Source organism: Shigella sp. FC1967 (assembly GCF_001743005.1).
Classification (GTDB): domain Bacteria; phylum Pseudomonadota; class Gammaproteobacteria; order Enterobacterales; family Enterobacteriaceae; genus Proteus.
This window is the reverse complement of the sequence record NZ_MIIZ01001276.1, coordinates 1-16,179: the sequence shown is the minus strand read 5'-3', so window position 1 is coordinate 16,179 and position 16,179 is coordinate 1. Positions and strand designations below refer to the sequence as shown.

Annotated in this window: 20 protein-coding genes; 7 read left to right on the top strand and 13 right to left on the bottom strand. The window is 38.7% G+C overall.

Annotated features, from left to right (window positions below; all coding sequences use genetic code 11):
• Positions 1–9 precede the first annotated feature (9 nt).
• Both BHE89_RS21135 and BHE89_RS21130 read left to right on the top strand, forming a co-directional pair.
• On the top strand, positions 10–1,155 hold the full coding sequence (locus BHE89_RS21135) for an ABC transporter permease (RefSeq protein WP_069369832.1): 1,146 nt from the start codon (positions 10–12) through the stop codon (positions 1,153–1,155).
• Positions 1,155–2,318, top strand: coding sequence for an ABC transporter permease (locus BHE89_RS21130; RefSeq protein ID WP_069369831.1), 1,164 nt, complete (start codon positions 1,155–1,157; stop codon positions 2,316–2,318). The genes BHE89_RS21135 and BHE89_RS21130 overlap by 1 nt, the downstream gene beginning before the upstream one ends.
• A 52-nt stretch (positions 2,319–2,370) precedes the next feature.
• On the opposite strand, the gene BHE89_RS21125 is transcribed toward BHE89_RS21130, so the two are convergent.
• Positions 2,371–3,249, bottom strand: coding sequence for a U32 family peptidase (locus tag BHE89_RS21125; protein WP_069369830.1), 879 nt, complete (start codon positions 3,247–3,249; stop codon positions 2,371–2,373).
• A 13-nt stretch (positions 3,250–3,262) separates the two neighbouring features.
• Entirely contained in the window at positions 3,263–4,258 is a 996-nt protein-coding gene (gene ubiU / locus BHE89_RS21120) for a ubiquinone anaerobic biosynthesis protein UbiU (RefSeq protein WP_069369829.1), read from the bottom strand.
• Positions 4,259–4,475: 217 nt separating this feature from the next.
• Here ubiU and ubiT point away from each other — a divergent pair, with 217 nt between their 5' ends.
• Positions 4,476–5,009: a ubiquinone anaerobic biosynthesis accessory factor UbiT gene (ubiT, locus tag BHE89_RS21115; RefSeq protein ID WP_069369828.1), complete on the top strand. Its 534-nt coding sequence runs from the start codon at positions 4,476–4,478 to the stop codon at positions 5,007–5,009.
• Positions 5,003–5,509, top strand: a complete 507-nt coding sequence (locus BHE89_RS21110; RefSeq protein ID WP_069369827.1) for a GNAT family N-acetyltransferase — start codon at positions 5,003–5,005, stop codon at positions 5,507–5,509. The genes ubiT and BHE89_RS21110 overlap by 7 nt, the downstream gene beginning before the upstream one ends.
• Here the strand turns inward: BHE89_RS21110 and BHE89_RS21105 are convergent.
• Positions 5,502–5,801: a GIY-YIG nuclease family protein gene (locus tag BHE89_RS21105; RefSeq protein ID WP_069369826.1), complete on the bottom strand. Its 300-nt coding sequence runs from the start codon at positions 5,799–5,801 to the stop codon at positions 5,502–5,504. The genes BHE89_RS21110 and BHE89_RS21105 overlap by 8 nt on opposite strands.
• 293 nt (positions 5,802–6,094) lie before the next feature.
• Between BHE89_RS21105 and BHE89_RS21100 the strand changes: the two genes are divergently transcribed.
• Both BHE89_RS21100 and BHE89_RS21095 read left to right on the top strand, forming a co-directional pair.
• On the top strand, positions 6,095–6,346 hold the full coding sequence (locus tag BHE89_RS21100; protein WP_069369825.1) for a YdgH/BhsA/McbA-like domain containing protein: 252 nt from the start codon (positions 6,095–6,097) through the stop codon (positions 6,344–6,346).
• Between the two features lie 114 nt (positions 6,347–6,460).
• Positions 6,461–6,901: a YhbP family protein gene (locus BHE89_RS21095; protein ID WP_069369824.1), complete on the top strand. Its 441-nt coding sequence runs from the start codon at positions 6,461–6,463 to the stop codon at positions 6,899–6,901.
• 20 nt (positions 6,902–6,921) lie between these two features.
• Here BHE89_RS21095 and BHE89_RS21090 read toward each other — a convergent pair whose 3' ends face one another.
• From BHE89_RS21090 to argF, 8 genes are all read right to left on the bottom strand, one after another.
• On the bottom strand, positions 6,922–7,284 hold the full coding sequence (locus BHE89_RS21090; protein WP_077885164.1) for a hypothetical protein: 363 nt from the start codon (positions 7,282–7,284) through the stop codon (positions 6,922–6,924).
• A 401-nt stretch (positions 7,285–7,685) separates the two neighbouring features.
• Entirely contained in the window at positions 7,686–8,150 is a 465-nt protein-coding gene (gene nrdG / locus BHE89_RS21080) for an anaerobic ribonucleoside-triphosphate reductase-activating protein (protein ID WP_069369822.1), read from the bottom strand.
• A gap of 4 nt (positions 8,151–8,154) precedes the next feature.
• Entirely contained in the window at positions 8,155–10,293 is a 2,139-nt protein-coding gene (gene nrdD, locus BHE89_RS21075; protein ID WP_069369821.1) for an anaerobic ribonucleoside-triphosphate reductase, read from the bottom strand.
• 343 nt (positions 10,294–10,636) lie between these two features.
• Positions 10,637–11,023: a RidA family protein gene (locus tag BHE89_RS21065; RefSeq protein ID WP_006535650.1), complete on the bottom strand. Its 387-nt coding sequence runs from the start codon at positions 11,021–11,023 to the stop codon at positions 10,637–10,639.
• Between the two features lie 326 nt (positions 11,024–11,349).
• A complete protein-coding gene (gene pyrI, locus BHE89_RS21060; RefSeq protein ID WP_006535648.1) occupies positions 11,350–11,808 on the bottom strand; it encodes an aspartate carbamoyltransferase regulatory subunit in 459 nt (152 codons plus the stop codon).
• A gap of 13 nt (positions 11,809–11,821) precedes the next feature.
• Positions 11,822–12,757 carry an aspartate carbamoyltransferase gene (gene pyrB, locus BHE89_RS21055; protein ID WP_069369819.1) on the bottom strand — a complete coding sequence of 312 codons (936 nt, stop codon included), beginning with the start codon at positions 12,755–12,757 and terminating at the stop codon, positions 11,822–11,824.
• On the bottom strand, positions 12,757–12,927 hold the full coding sequence (locus BHE89_RS24015; protein WP_171729963.1) for a hypothetical protein: 171 nt from the start codon (positions 12,925–12,927) through the stop codon (positions 12,757–12,759). The genes pyrB and BHE89_RS24015 overlap by 1 nt, the downstream gene beginning before the upstream one ends.
• A 180-nt stretch (positions 12,928–13,107) precedes the next feature.
• Positions 13,108–14,112, bottom strand: a complete 1,005-nt coding sequence (gene argF, locus BHE89_RS21050) for an ornithine carbamoyltransferase (RefSeq protein WP_069369818.1) — start codon at positions 14,110–14,112, stop codon at positions 13,108–13,110.
• A 183-nt stretch (positions 14,113–14,295) separates the two neighbouring features.
• Here argF and rraB point away from each other — a divergent pair, with 183 nt between their 5' ends.
• Positions 14,296–14,730, top strand: coding sequence for a ribonuclease E inhibitor RraB (rraB, locus tag BHE89_RS21045; RefSeq protein WP_069369817.1), 435 nt, complete (start codon positions 14,296–14,298; stop codon positions 14,728–14,730).
• A gap of 108 nt (positions 14,731–14,838) precedes the next feature.
• On the opposite strand, the gene BHE89_RS21040 is transcribed toward rraB, so the two are convergent.
• Positions 14,839–15,708, bottom strand: a complete 870-nt coding sequence (locus BHE89_RS21040) for a pirin family protein (protein ID WP_069369816.1) — start codon at positions 15,706–15,708, stop codon at positions 14,839–14,841.
• A 357-nt stretch (positions 15,709–16,065) separates the two neighbouring features.
• Positions 16,066–16,179 (bottom strand): DUF4223 family protein (locus BHE89_RS21035; protein WP_128860762.1); only part of this gene is annotated, 114 nt, incomplete at its 5' end.

The following is a 16,179-nucleotide window of genomic DNA, read 5'->3' as shown; positions in this document are numbered from 1 at the left end:
GGACAAACAATGAGAGTAAAGGCAGCTTGGCGTGGCTTTAGTAGCGCATTTTCACGAGAAACGCATATGGCGGTTCGTAGCCCTGTTTTTCACTGGCTAAGCTGGCTATTTCCATTGATGTTATTCACGTTAATCAGTGCTAATTTTTCTGAAGGTACATTGCTGAATTTGCCAGTTTCAGTGATCAATAATGACAATAGCCCATTATCGAGAACATTGATCAGAGACTTAAATGCAGGCTCTCATGCACAATTAAATACGCTAGATGGAAACCCTCGGACAGCAATGGAGCGGCTTGGTAGTGCGAAGGATTATGCAATACTGACCATTCCTAGACACTTTGAAAGTAAGGTCTTAGCTGGAAAACAACCCACCACACGCATGTATTACAACGGCTTGTATTACGCTGCTGGGAGCTATGCAATACAGGATTTTAGTGGACTAATAGCAGAGCTGAATGCGCAGTATCGCACTGTTTTAGCTCAAGAAATGAATAAACCTGTTCCACCATTAGCACAAGTCACTCTCTCTTATGACAGTTTATTTAATGCGAGTGGTAGCTATATTTATTATCAGCAATTTGCGGCTACGATCCATATGCTCCAGCTATTTGTCGTGACCTGCACGATTTATTCATTGTCGCGCGGTAATATGCTATTGAATATTAAACCCTTCACCTTTGCACTGATTGGTAAGCTTGCACCTTACACCCTGTTTTTCTTAACGTTATTAATTGTTGAATTAGCCGCATTAGTGCATTTTTCGGGAGCGAAAGTGAACGGTAATCCGCTATATATGGTGTTAGTGGGATTTTTCTATATTATTGCCGCTCAAAGTGTGGGATTGCTACTCTTTGCGTTTACTAATAGTGCGATAACGGCATACAGTATGATTGGTATGTTGGTGAGTATTGCATTGGCATTTTCAGGCATGGCTGTACCTGAACTTTCCATGATTTTACCTGCACAGATTATTTCTAATTTAGAACCATTAACGCACGCCTTAAATGCGATGTTTGATATCTTCTTAAGAGAAGTATCATTACAAGGTATTTTATATGTTTGTTCACTTTTGCTGATTTATCCTTTTGCTATCGCCTTCTTGGTTCGCAAACGTATTTTTAAACGATTGGAATTACAGGTAGGTGTTGCATGATGCAGATGTACTTTCAAACTTTTAAGCGTGTTCTATTGGGGATGTTAGAAAAACCCATGTGGATGCTACTTATCGTTTCCCTATGCATTATGAGTTTGGTGTATGCCAAACCTGTTTTATGGGATTTGCCTGTGGCGGTGATTAATCAAGATCATAGCCCAGCAAGTTATTCACTTATTCGAGCATTAAACTCGACACCAAAATTAAGCATTAAGAACTACGATAATTTAGATGAAGCGCGCCATGATATGATTATGCGTGAGCTTTTTGCCATCATTATTATTCCAACTGATTTCGAGAAAAAACTACTTAATGGTAAAAATGTCACTGTGCCAGTCTTCGGTGACGCCACAAACCGCCTTGCCAGCGGGCAAATTCAGCAGGAATTGATGTTGGCTTATCAACGGTTATTAGATTCTTACAATGGGCGCATTTTACAAAATGCAGGCTTTAGTGTTGAACAATCAAAAATTCTATTAAAGCCCATTCAGGGTGAAACCATTGCGATGTATAACCCTGGAGTAAGTTTTGCTGCGATTATTTTCCCAGGATTATTAGTGATGTTATTGCAACACTCCCTTTTAATTGCCTGTGTGCGTGTCAGTATTGCCGTCAGGAGTACGCCAAAAGGAAAGCCACCTTTAGCGGTTTATTTAGGGGCATTATCGGCACTTATCCCTATTTGGTTATTTTTATCTGCGGTATTCTTTGCATTATGGCCTTGGGTATTAGGTTATCGGCAAGAGGCTCCGCTTTACCAAGTATGGATGCTCACTTTCCCATTCCTATTGGCAGTATTAGGTCTCGGCAAGTTAATTACAGAATGCTTACGCAGTGTCGAGATGATTTATCTGACACTGGCATTTGTCACAACCCCCGTATTCTATATTTCCGGCACGATTTGGCCTTTACAAGCGATGCCTGACTGGGTATTTGCCATTTCATCTGCATTACCGTCTACATGGGCAGTCAATGCCATGGCAGGGATTAATCAAATGGGACTATCATTCCAAAGCATATTGGGTGATATCGTGATGATGCTGGTTTTAGGTGTGATTTACACTGTATTAGGCGTACTAGTGGGCATGTTACGTAATGGGGAATTAAGACATATTACGCACCAATTTAAACATTGGTTACATCATCGTGGCGAATCAAAATAAAAAGCCCTTAAGGGCTTTTTATTTCATCATGTTATGATTTACTAAAATATTTTTATTCTACCAATTCCAATCCTGCTAACTTACGCCAATAACCATTACAATCATGGTGATGAACAGTTGTCAGTGGTTGTTGACCCTGTTCATTTTGGCGAAATTGTTTCAAGGTATCAAAAATAGCGTCAGATTCAGGAGATAAGCGGATAATATCGACTAGTCCTGCCATTGATGTTTGATCGTTACCCAAGTTATAACAATAGCCACTTTGTGTCTGAATACCATTAAGAACAAATACTTGCTGATTTTCTTGTGAGCGTACTTCACGGCCTTGAGGATAATTTTGACAGCAGGTTTCACAATCATCTTTAGCGCGATTTTCAGAACGAGCCGTAAAACAGCGCGCTGAATAAGCTAAAGGAAGATGCCCATAAGCCAGTACTTCAACGTCAAACTTATTGCGAATACCTAATTCTTCACATTGATTTAAAAGATTATTTAACCATTCGCGCGAAAGCTCAACGGGCATACACCAGCGCATCATGCCTTGTTTATATAATAAACGTAGTGCATAAGCGTTGTAGCAGTTAAGCCCGTGGCCTGCGACAAAAGGAAGATGCCGTTCATAAAGCATATTGATCACACCAAAATCATGTGCTTCAACTAAAAACTCACCGTTATCAACTAATTTAGCAATTTCTTTTAATTCAGAGGGGGCTTGTAATAATGCTAAGGTCGAAAGAACCACTTGCTTACCGCTTTTAGCGACTTCTTTGGCGAGATTTATCCAATCTTGTGGCTTGGTCTCCCGACGTTTACTACAAACCGTTTCACCTAAATAAATGATATCAGCATCACTCTGTTTTGCTTTTTCATAGAACGCTTCAAGTGTTTCTTTTTGCCAATAATAAAGTACAGATCCTAATGCATATTTCATTTTCTTATCCTTATTATTGCCATTTACGGTGATAAGCACCCAATGTTGTTTGTGTCCCTTCTGACATTTTTCCTAATGCGTTCATCCAACGTGGATCCGTGTTAAAGCCTTGAGGATCCTTCTTACATTGATCAATTGCCGCGCGCCAAACTCTTGCGACCTCTGTGACATAAGCGGGACTACGTTGACGACCTTCAATTTTAACGGATGCAATATTCATCGCTATCAGCTCAGGTAATAGAGAAAGCGTATTGAGGCTTGTTGGCTCTTCTAATGCGTGATAACAGTGATCATCAACAAAATAGCGTCCTTTACATAATGTTGGGTAACCTGCATTTTCATTGGGTGAATAGCGGTCGATAAGCACCTCATTAAGGCGAGATTCCATTCCTTGTGGTGTCTGTTGCCAGCGTACAAAACGGGCAGGAGAGCAAGCACCTACGGTATTTGGAGATTCACCTGTTAAATAAGAAGAAAGATAGCATCGACCTTCAGCCATAATACATAAGCTACCAAAGGCAAAAACTTCTAAAGGTACTGGGCTAGTTTGTGCTAATTGTTTGACCTGATGAATAGATAGAACACGGGGAAGAACAATGCGCGCCACATCGAAGTTACGTTGATAAAACGCAATCGCTTGTGTATTGGTTGCAGAAGCTTGTACCGAAACATGACGTTCAATATGAGGATAACGCTCGGCAGCATACTCTAACATGGCGATATCCGCCAAGATCAGCGCATCAGCACCTAAAGATGCCGCCATATCAACGGCTTTTTGCCAGCGTTCAAACCCATCGGGGTGAGCAAAGGTATTTATTGCGATATGCAATTTTCGCTGGTGGCGATGAACATAATTAACCGCTTCTTGTAACTTCTTTTCTGTGAAATTTAGACCTGCAAAATGTCTTGCATTAGTATCATCTTTTAAGCCGATATAAACGGCATCCGCACCATTATCTATGGCCGCTTTTAAGGCAGGTAAGTTACCCGCAGGGCACAGCAATTCCATCTTCACTTCCCTTTAGAAATTAAGAATGATCAGAAATTGTAATGAGCAAGATAAAAAAAAGGTTTTGATTTAGGGCAGAGAACGCTGTTTTTTGCTTAAGTAAAATCAAAGAACTCAAAATGTGAACAACGGATTAACTGAATATTGATATAGGATCGCAGAATATCTGTCTATATCTGGCACAATAGCCCATAATTTTATTTATAGGAGTCCGAACGTGTTTAACAAAATTCGTACCCATTTGGTTAAAGAGGGACCTCGTTTTTTACGTTACCCTTTACAAGTTACGCCATTTGCTTTGCAACGCGATATCTTAGAACAGTTTTTAAGTTGGCAGTTTCGTGAATCATTAGCTGAGGGTGATTTACATTTTTTAGAAGATAAATGGCTAAAAGTTGAGATAAGAGACTTACATTTACAGTGGTTTATCAGTGTTCGTGATGATAAATTAGTGGTCAGTCGCTTAGAAAAAGAAGATGTCAGCTTTAGCGGAAATGCGAATGATCTGATTTTAATTGCTGCTCGCAAAGAAGATCCTGACACCTTATTTTTCCAACGTCGTCTACAAATTGAGGGTGATACAGAACTTGGGTTATATGTTAAGAACCTGATGGATGCAATTGAATTAGACTCAATGCCGTCTGTGTTGCGTTTTGGTTTATTACAACTGGCTGAGTTTGTAAAAAGTGGGCTTCAAGAAGAAAATGAAGACACTTTGCGCAGCCATGAACTGAGCTCAACTTCATGCTAATACGTGTTGAAATTCCCGTTGATATTCCTGCAATTGATAACCTTTTACGTCAAGCGTTTCCGACAGGCGCTGAAGCAGATTTAGTCGGGCATTTACGTGAAGAAGGGTTATTAACATTAGGTATGGTGGCAATTAGCGATGAAGGCCAATTGGTTGGCTATATCGGTTTTACACCTGTTGATATTGATGGAAAAGATTGCCAGTGGGTTGGGCTTGCACCTCTGGCTGTTGCACCTGATTTCCAGAAACAAGGTATTGGACGTCAACTGATTAATGAAGGGTTAGATAGCCTAAATGAATTTGGTTACGGTGCCGTTGTGGTGTTAGGGGATCCTGAGTACTATCAAAAATCAGGTTTTATTCCAGCTAACTCACAGGGTTTACATTGTAAATGGCCTGATACAGAAGATGCTTTTCAGCTTTATACGTTAGAAAATGGCAATGTTGATGATATCCATGGTTTAGTCAATTATTCACCATTATTTGACCAATTTAGCTAAATTTATTTAGTTGTATTAAATACAGTGCAATGTCTGAAGGCTGGTCAATGATCAGCTTTTCTTTTTGTGTCTTTTTCAACTGCTTTAATTGGTATTCAAGCTGAGAAGCACGTTGCCGATCTCCTACTTGACAATAAAACGCCAGTAATAAAGGACCTTTGCCTTTCAGAGCTTTAGCGCCAGTTCCATTCTGATGTTGTTGAAAACGTCTCTCAACATTTGTTGTGATCCCTGTATAAAGAGAACCGAGACGATTTCTAACAATATAGAGTGACCATATTGTCTCTGTCATCATTTTTTCCTTTTTGTGCTATTTTTTCTTTTGATAAATAATACTTCTTAATTTTTTAAGTGAGTCATTTATCGGTTTATCAAAATAAAATCTATTAGATATATCAATATGTTGTGAAAAATTTTGTGACAATAGACACTATTATTAAAAAAAAAAGACATTCAAATTTTTTTTGAAAATTGAACAGCAATTATTGCTAATTTTAAAGTTAAATTAAAGCGCATAATATGATCCACATCACAGAGAGACACTCCGCGATACCTAACAAAATTAGAATTTATTTGGAGTTTATTATGAAAAAATCTACATTAATCGCTGCAACATTAGCTTTAAGTGCTATTTCATTCGGTTCACTGGCATCTGATAGTGTATCAAAAAGTCCTTCAGTTAATGGTGAGTATATCACAATCACAGGTAGTGATACTCTAGATGGTTTAACAACTAAAATTGCTCAAATCGCAAAAGATGAAGGCGCAAAAGGTTTTAAAGTTGTTGGTGCAACAGGTGATGATTACCTCACTGTAAATGCTGAAATTTATCGTTAATTTTCACTGCTGACGATAAATAGCCTGTAATAAGAGACACGCGGTAAGACGCTCGTTTTGGTGATATAATTATCAACTAAACAGCGTCTCTTTTTGTATCTATACAGGTATATTATGTCTTCCTTAGACTCGATCAAAATAATTAAACAATATATAAGTGGCAACCATGTGTTTACCGTATGCACAACGTGCTCGGTAGATGATATTTGGTGTGCGAATTGTTTTTATTGGTTTGATGAAAATCAGATGAGGCTTGTTTTTCTTTCTGAAAAGAAAACACGGCATGCTCAAATGATGCAGAAAAATTTATTAGTTGCAGGCAGTATTAGCACACAAGAAATGGTTGTATCCGAATTGCAAGGTATTCAATTTACTGGGACTGTTTCTTTATTGACAGGTAAGGACGACATCAACGCAAGAAAACATTATTGTTTACGCTTTCCTGTCGCATTAGCCGCCATCCATGTGCCTTTATGGGAACTGCAATTGCAAGAAATTAAGATGGTCAATAATCAGCTAGGTTTTGGTACTAAGCTCTATTGGCAGCGTGATTAAATTTCTTTTTTAATTTTCGACTATTCCCAAAAATAGTGGTTTTTCTGTTCCCATCCTTTTAAAGACATACAAGAAGTGTAAAAGGTTTTTCTGTCTTCTTGGTTTATGTCTTCAACATAGCTTTCTGTCATAGGGACACGTTCAGTATAGGTTTTTTTATCACCACAGTGGTCTTTATCATCTTTGCGACACGTCTTTTGCACATCACGATAAACGGTACGTTGTAGCACTTCTTTGCGGATAGGGTAGCGAGTATTCGCATCAAACTCACAAAGCATTTTAGCTTCCTGTAATGTGTAATCTGATGCACCTTTAGGTTCCCAAGTACTACTACAACCTGAAAGTAAAGTTATTGAGAATAAAGAAAAAATTGCTAATTTCATATCAAATACAATCATAAAAAGAATAGTTAAGAGAGTTAATAATAAAACAAAACTAATCTCTTTGACTATCTTTTTTGAAAATGATTCGCATTTGATAACTGGCGTGATTAAGTCAGAGTGGTAAGAGAAAAAAGCCCATTATATAAATGGGCTTTTAAGGATTACTCAAATGAGGAAAGATTTTTTTCTATCTCAGCATCTATTTCAGTATGTTGGAGATGTTTAGCACCGAGTTTCTTTTTTCAATTCGGTGCCTAGTTTCACTGAGTTGTTCTCGATTCGCTTTTAGACTGCTTCTTACCCCATTTTTTTTAAATGGTAGTTCAGTTCATGATCTTCAGAAAAGCTTACATATTTATTATCACTTAAAGGCATACATCCTCCAGCTAATTCAATGTGTATTACTTCAATTTATGGATCACCTGATTACTACTACCACGCCACAGTAATGCGGGATCATAAAGTTCTTGTACGAACTTCCCATCAATCAGTACGTTAATATGGTTAACAACTTCTTGCTGCTCTGGGGTTAAGTCAGCCAGTAAGTAGCCAGTCCAAACCCAAATATCTTTATCAGGGCATTCCGTTTTAATACGTAGTACTAATTTTAATATAGCAGAAAGATTTTGAGGGTGTAGGGGATCGCCACCTGAAAGTGATAATCCTTGCCGTTTTATACGAGTGTCTTGGAGATCAGCAATGATCTGATCTTCCATTTCTTGGGTAAAAGGTTTGCCGGACGTTAATGACCACGTTGATTTGTTATAACAGCCTCGGCATTGATGAATGCACCCTGCAACGAACAGGGTGCAACGAGTACCAGGGCCATTGACTACATCAACAGGGTAATATTGATGGTAATTCACACTATTAACCTAACTGGCCATTTGCCAGATGTTTTACACGACGCTTAACTTCTTCTTGTTTACCTGCATTAAATGGACGTGAGTCTGGACTGCCTAAATATCCACAGACACGACGAATAACTGAGACTCTTGCTGGATTATGATTACCACAACGCGGGCAAGTAAACCCTTTACTGGTACAAGAGAATTCACCGGTATAACCACAATCGTAACATTCATCAATTGGCGTGTTTGTACCGTAGTAAGGAACTCGGGTATAGCTGTAATCCCACACATCCTCTAACGCTTTAAGGTTATGTTGTAGGTTAGGGTATTCGCCATAACAGATAAAACCTCCATTAGCTAAAGGAGGATAAGGCGCTTCAAAGTCTAATTTATCGTATGGGTTTACTTTCTTTTCAACATCTAAGTGGAAGCTATTGGTGTAATAACCTTTATCTGTAACACCAGGAATAATGCCAAATTCAGCCGTATCTAAACGACAGAAGCGATCACAGAGGTTTTCACTTGGTGTGCTGTAAAGGCTAAATCCATAACCTGTCTCAGCTTTCCATTGATCGGTTGCTTCACGTAGACGATGAATAATGGCGACCGCTTTTTCTCTTAAGGTTTCATCATCAAAAACGTGTGTTTGAGTGCCAAACAGTGCATTAATGGTTTCATGGACACCGATATAACCTAATGAGATTGAGGCTCTGCCATTTTTAAAGATTTCAGCTACATTATCATCTGCTTTTAAGCGAACACCGCACGCTCCTTCCATATAAAGGATTGGGGCTACACGGGCTTTGACATTTTCTAAACGCGCAATACGTGTCATCAGTGCTTTTTTCGCTAATTCGAGGCGATCATCAAGTAGTGACCAGAAAGTGGCTTCATCACCTTTAGCTTCAATAGCAATACGCGGTAAGTTTAGGCTGATGACCCCAAGGTTATTACGACCTTCATGGATCATCTCACCATTTTCTTCGTAAACACCTAAGAAGCTACGGCAACCCATTGGCGTTTTAAATGAACCTGTTACTTTAACAACTTGATCGTAATTTAAGATATCGGGATACATACGTTTACTTGCGCATTCAAGAGCAAGCTGCTTGATATCGTAATTAGGATCACCAAATTTATGATTTAAGCCATCTTTGATGGCAAAAACGAGTTTAGGGAACACTGCCGTTTTACGGTTTTTTCCTAAACCAGCCATACGATTTTCAAGAATAGCGCGTTGAATTAGACGGGCTTCTTTTGAGGTACCGAGACCAAATCCAAAAGTAACAAATGGTGTTTGTCCATTCGCAGTATGTAGTGTATTAACTTCATACTCTAAAGATTGGAATGCGTCGTAACACTCTTTTTCAGTGCGTGCATTAGCATAAGCTTCTTTATCAGCTATTTGCCATTCTTGCGCGACTTTATAGTGTTTGTCATAACTTGATTTTACAAATGGGGCTAATACTTCATCAATACGATTTATCGTTGTACCGCCATAAATATGGCTTGCCACTTGTGCAATAATTTGTGCAGTTACTGCTGTTGCTGTTGAAATAGATTTAGGGGGTTCTATTTCTGCATTTCCCATTTTAAAGCCGTTGTTTAACATGCCGTTAAGGTCAATTAGCATACAGTTAAACATAGGGAAAAACGGTGAATAATCGAGATCATGATAATGAATTTCACCACGCTCATGAGCCAGTACCACATCTCTTGGCAGGATATGTAATTTTGCGTAATGTTTAGCCACAATGCCTGCGAGTAAATCGCGCTGGGTCGGGATAACCTTACTGTCTTTATTTGCATTTTCATGAAGAATAGAGACATCACTTTGTTCGATAAGACCTCGGATTTCCTGAGTGAGTCTTCCTCGTTGCTCACGAGCAACATCTCGGTCATGACGGTATTCAATATAGGCTCTGGCGACATCTTTATGTGCGCCAGCCATCAGCTGATTTTCTACGGCGTCTTGGATCTCACGGATATCGACATTCGAACGTCCTGCGAGAGATTGTGAAACAGATTGAGCGATGGATTCGCAATAATCATCATCAGTGATCTCACAAGCTACGGCGGCTCTTTTGATAGCATCGCTGATGCGGGTTTGGTCAAAAGAGACTTTACATCCGTCTCGTTTTATCACTATGGTTTTCACAATCTTGCTCCTTAATTATTTATCCACAGGCTCAAATCCCATAAAAACAGGTGATGGCACAGCATTCAGGCTTATTGTGGATAAGATGTGCATAATTACTATATATTGTAGGTTGGTGTGTATTAAAGCACAATATGTAGTAATTGAAAGGGAAATAATCTTCATTAAAACTGATCTACATCAAGGTATTTTTGCTACATCAGGCATCAAGAGGGATTGGCTGAATTGTAAATATGTGCCAAACACAGAAGTGATAAATTATTCATCAAAAAGTGAGAACATAAAAAAAGCAAAGTGCTCATAAAGAGACCTTTGCTTTTTATGGCTTGCTATCGAGACGAAATTAACGGATAGCGATAACTTCGATTTCTACTTTTGCATCTTTTGGTAAGCGTGCAACTTCAACACAAGAGCGAGCAGGAAATGCCGCGTTATGCTCTTTGAAAAATGCTTCATAAGCAGCATTGATTGTACCAAAATCATTTAAATCTTTTACGAAAACAGTTGTTTTGATGATATTAGCAACAGTTAAACCTGCTTTTTCAATGATTGCTTTTACGTTTTCTAAAGATTGACGAGCTTGTTCCGCTGCATTATCAGAAACAAATTCACCAGTTGCAGGATCAACAGGTAATTGACCTGAAGTGATCACTAAATTACCTAAATCAACCCCTTGTACATAAGGGCCGATCGCTGCTGGGGCTTTATCGGTATTAATTTCGTAAGACATGTAAAACTCCTGTTTTTATAAGATTAACGCTAACATTCGATTAGTGTGGCGCTATTATAGCCAGTGCTTTAGGTTAGCAATATGACAGATGTCAGGCTTTATCATAAAGTCTACAAGTCTAAAAAGAAAATAAACGTAGAGCTAGAGGGGGGGTTAACACTGGTTTTAAACCATAAAAATGGGCAAGTGATAGTAATATTTTTTATAAAAAAGAAAAAATAGACTATTTTTATTTTTACTAAAAAATAGTCTTGGGACTTTTAAGAGATAATTATTCTATTTTTATAAAAAAATGATCTGCCCTTGCGGGCAGAGAGTGAAAAGAATTAACGAATGACGGCGTGGCGTTCGAACTCTTTTTCACAATACTTGCAGGTTAATACAACATCTGAGGCCAGTTTTTTTACTCGGAAACTACTTTGTACTGGCTCGTTATGACTAATACAGTTGCTATTAGGACAAGGTACTACATCTTCAAGTAGCTCTGGTAAGCTTAATGCCATCTTATTAACGACTTGATAATCATCGATAATATTTACAGTTGCTTGAGGCGCATACATTGCTAAACGGTTTGCTTGTTCTGAGGTTAAAAAGACATTTTCAATTTTTATTAAGTCTTTCTTGCCTAAGTTTTCAGATGGTAAATTAAAGCCGACTGTAATTCTTTCGTCCGTTTCAGTTAAACGAAACAGGGAGAGAATTTTAAAGCCCACCTGCGCTGGAATATGATCAATAACAGTCCCACGTTTGATAGCTTCAACTTTTAGTTTGTGATCATGTGTCATGGTGTGCTCCTTATTAAAGAACTAAGTTTTTATTCAGAACTAAGGCAAGTAATGCCTGACGTGCATAGATACCGTTGCCTGCTTGTTGGAAATAATAAGCGTAAGGCGTTTTATCGACATCTGTTGTGATTTCATCAATACGTGGTAGTGGGTGTAGGATCTTGAGATTTTCTTTCACATTCACAAGGTCTGCACTGGTCAAGATAAATTGTGCTTTAACATTTGCGTATTCAGATGGGTCTAAACGCTCTTTCTGCACGCGTGTCATATAGAGGATATCCAGCTCTGACATGACTTCATCTACGGTTTCATGCTGGCTATATTCAACACCTTTTTCGTCCAGTAAGTGAAGAATATGTTCTGGCATGGCGAGTACTTTAGGGGCAATAAAATAGAGATGATTGCCTGTAAATTTCGCTAATGCTTGTGCTAGTGAGTGCACTGTTCGACCATATTTTAAATCACCAACCATTGCGATATTGAGATTATCTAAGCGACCTTGTGTTTCTTGAATGGTAAACAAATCCAGTAAAGTTTGTGTTGGATGTTGGTTAGCACCATCTCCAGCATTCAGTACTGGAATATCGCCCGCAAATTCAGAGGCTAAACGTGCTGCGCCTTCTTGAGGATGGCGAATAACAATGGCGTCAGCATAAGTACGAAGAACCGAAATGGTATCCGCTAATGTTTCACCTTTTTTACCCAGTGAAGTGTTGCTTCCATCAGAAAAACCGACAACTGATGCGCCTAGACGGTGGATCGCTGTCTCAAATGATAAGCGAGTACGTGTTGATGCTTCAAAAAAGCAACTCGCAATCACTTTGTCTTTCAACAATTCGTTGTTAGGTTGCTGTTTTAGTTTATTAGCAACGTGAAGAACAGACTCCAAATCTTCTCGGTCCAGATCATTGATGGAGATAATATGCTTTTGGTAGAGCGGATTAGTCATTAGAGTTCTCCTTTAGCGATGAATTGTGCGATAGAGGGTTTTTTATAGGCCAAAAAAAACCCCTCAATAAGAGGGGTTTTAAAAAATTGGGCTATTGGAAAAAAGAGAATGCGCTTGCGACCCGCTAAGGTGCTTGTTTTTGTTACAAATTGGAATAGGCGCTGTTTCATCTTTCCTCCTGACAAATTGTGGCGCATTATACGCATCTTAATGTTGCACGCAAGCGTTTGCTTTTATTTTTTACAAAAAAAAAATTTTTTAATTTAAAAATCAATAAGCTTGAGTTTGAACGAAGAAAACACCTATTTTTTATCAATAAAAAAAATAGGTGTTTTGCATGATTATGTATTTTAGAAAGGATTGGCAAGGGTAGCGACCATCACCGCTTTGATCGTGTGAAGACGATTTTCAGCTTCATCAAATACAATGCTGTGTTTTGATTCAAAAACCTCATCCGTAACTTCAAAACCCCCATATAGGTTAAATTCTTCAGCTAATGCTTTACCCATGGTTGTTTCTTCATCATGAAAAGCGGGTAAACAGTGAAGGAATTTAACGTCTGGATTGCCTGTTAATTTAATCACATCCATATTGACCTGATAAGGCTTGAGTAAAGCAATACGCTCTTGCCAAACTTCTTTCGGTTCACCCATAGAAACCCACACATCAGTGTAAAGAAAATCCGCATTTTTAACGCCTTCAGCAACATTTTCAGTGAGTGTGATATTTCCACCATTCTTCTTGGCAATCTCTTGGCATTGCGCCACTAAATTTGCTTCTGGCCAACATGCTTTAGGGGCAACGAGGCGTAAATCCATACCCGTTAATGCCGCCGCTTCCAGTAGGGTATTTCCCATGTTATTACGAGCATCACCAAGGTAAGCAAAGATCGTTTCTGATAACGGCTTAGCTTGATGTTCAGTGATAGTGAGTAAATCAGCTAATAACTGTGTTGGGTGAAATTCATTAGTTAAACCATTCCAAACAGGTACACCTGAATATTGAGCAAGGGCATCTACCGTTTTTTGACCGTAACCCCGATACTGAATACCATCATACATACGGCCTAGTACTCGAGCGGTATCTTTTATCGATTCTTTATGCCCAATTTGGCTTCCGCCTCCTAAATAAGTCACTCTTGCGCCTTGATCAAAGGCAGCAACTTCAAATGCACAACGGGTACGTGTTGAGTCTTTTTCAAAAATCAGTGCGATATTTTTTCCAGTAAGATATTGCGTTTCCTGACCTGATTTTTTAGCTTTTTTCAATTGTGCTGACAATGTAAGTAGTTGCTGAATTTCTGCAGGTGAAAAATCAAGTAAACGTAAGAATGATTTTTGATAAAAAGGGTTCATAGCGTAATATCCTATTATTGAATTTATATTCAATTTATATCAATAAATATTCATCATCAACCCCTAAAGGAAAACTTTTAATTTAAACAGTCTGCGATAAGGGTGGCATATTAAGTATGGAGTGTTGATTCGCCCTGTGGGAGAATGAAGAAGATACCTTTCAGACTATTGCGGAGCATGATTATGGCGGACAGCAAAGAATTAGCAGAACAACGTGAAGAAACACGTCTTATTATTGAAGAATTACTGGAAGATGGCAGTGATCCTGATGCACTGTATGCCATTGAGCACCATATTTCTTGTGAAAATTTTGAAACCCTAGAAAAAGCAGCAGTTGAAGTCTTTAAATTAGGTTACGAAGTCACTGAGCCTGAGGAAATCGAAGTCGAATCAGGTGAGATCTTAGTTTGTTTTGATGCAGTGAGTGAAAGTGGTTTGAATGCTGAACTTATTGATGCCCAAGTTGAGCAATTAATGAATTTAGCTGAAAAAATGGGTGTCTATTACGATGGTTGGGGGACTTATTTTGAAGATCCTGACGCAGAGTATGATGATGAAGACGGTGAAGACGAAGACGGCGAAGAAGAAGAGTCTGATAAGTCATCTCGCTTACATTAATTTTTGCTAAATGTTGTCCCTTGTACCTGAGTTATCAGTGCAAAATAATAGCACCAGCCACAAAAGTATTGCTTTGTGACTGGTGTTATTGGTTTTAGGGGAAGGTCATTAATTCATTACACCAAATATGCCATTGTCATAATCATCAAAAGCTTGTTGTAACTCTTCTTGAGTGTTCATCACAAAAGGCCCTTGGCCTGCAATAGGTTCATTAATCGGCTTACCCGTTAGAATTAAAACAATGGTGTCACCCATTGATTCTAATGTCAGTGTATCGCCATGATTATCTAACACTACCATATCGTGTTGGCGTGCAATTTCACTGTCATTGATATGTACCGCACCTTTCACCACAAACAGCATTGCATTGTGACCTTCTGGAATACGGTAATGTGAAACACCTGCGCGATTTAAACGCAGATCCCACACATTTAGCGGTGAGTAGGTCATTGCGACACCTTGTGTATTGGCGTAATCACCCGCAATCACTCTGACATAACCTTGGTTATTCGGTAATTCAACATGAGGGATATCCTCTGCTTTCAGCGCCTGATAACGAGGCTGTGTCATTTTGTACGCTGCTGGCAGATTCACCCAAAGTTGTACCATTTCCAAAACACCGCCTGCTTTGGTCATTTTTTCAGAGTGATACTCTTTATGCAAAATACCCGAAGCGGCAGTCATCCATTGCACATCACCTGCGGTAATAGTACCTGCATGACCTTTAGAGTCATGGTGAGAGACTTCGCCTTGATAAGCGATTGTCACGGTTTCAAATCCACGATGAGGATGAGCCCCTACACCACGGGCATTGGTAACAGGTTTAAACAGTGTTGGCTCGGCATAATCCATCAGCAGAAACGGGCTATGTTTCTCACCATTTTCCTGATAGGAAAATAAGGTGCTGACTGGAAAGCCATTACCTACCCAGTGTGAATTTGGCGCCGAATAAATATGATTAATCTGTCTGATAGTCATGATTGTTCTCCGAGTTAAGGAAAGAAACCGCAATAACCAAGACACAGAAGGAGGTAATACAGATTATTGCGATTTCTTAATGAGGTTGATCATAAAGTGTTCGCGAGATGAACAAAATAGGGGGAATTTGTTGATGGTATTCAAAAAAAATGAATGACTTTAATCAGTGGGAATGAAAGAAAAAGAATGTAATAAAGAGAATATAAATAATAAAGTGGTTATATTTAAATAATTAATAAAACAGTGATTGGTTTAATAGAATTTAATTTGATCCTTAAAAAGGAAAATAAAAACTACATTCTTTCTTAGCAACAATGAGTCAGAATGTAGTTTATGAATACGTTTATTTCTTAAATCTTATTTGCTTGTGTCGCCACAACCGCCAATAATTTTAGAAATAGAAACAGCAGGGTGCAGTAAGTAGTCGTAGTTACAGTCTTTTTCTTTATTGTATACGCTACCAGTACAACC